This is a genomic window from Methanobrevibacter curvatus, from assembly GCF_001639295.1.
GTDB lineage: Archaea > Methanobacteriota > Methanobacteria > Methanobacteriales > Methanobacteriaceae > Methanoflexus > Methanoflexus curvatus.
On the sequence record NZ_LWMV01000131.1, the window covers coordinates 1 to 649 of the forward strand.

1 protein-coding gene is annotated in these 649 nt (G+C 32.0%); it reads right to left on the bottom strand.

The features are described 5' to 3' along the window. A partial coding sequence (locus tag MBCUR_RS03305) for a DUF11 domain-containing protein (protein WP_157077638.1) occupies positions 1–649 on the bottom strand: 649 nt, incomplete at both ends.

A 649-nucleotide genomic window follows, 5' to 3' on the forward strand; every position in this document is an offset into this window, starting at 1 on the left:
ACTATTATTACCAGTATTATTCTCAGTAACATTAGTAACATTCGCAACATTCACAATATTACCAGTACCATTCAAACGAACAAGAATATCCAAAACAATAGACTCACCATTAGCCAAAGCACCAATATTCCAAACACCACTGCTTGCAACATAATAAGTAAACCTTGGAGTTGAACTATTAACATAAATCAATCTACTATCCAACTTATCAGTAATAACCAAACCAGTCGCATTATCAGGACCAAAATTAGTCACATTAATAGTATACAAGATATAAGCACCATTCAAAACATTACCAGACACATTAGATGTTTTAACAACACTAATATTCACAGTAAGGACAACAGTAATATTAGTCTCATTATCAGGAGTACTACTATTATTACCAGTATTATTCTCAGTAACATTAGTAACATTCGCAACATTCACAATATTACCAGTACCATTCAAACGAACAAGAATATCCAAAACAATACTCTCACCATTAGCCAAAGCACCAATATTCCAAACACCAGTACCAGGAACATAATAAGTAAACCTTGGAGTTGAACTATTAACATAAATCAATCTACTATCCAACTTATCAGTAATAACCAAACCAGTCGCATTATCAGGACCAAAATTAGTCACATTAATAGTATACAAGATA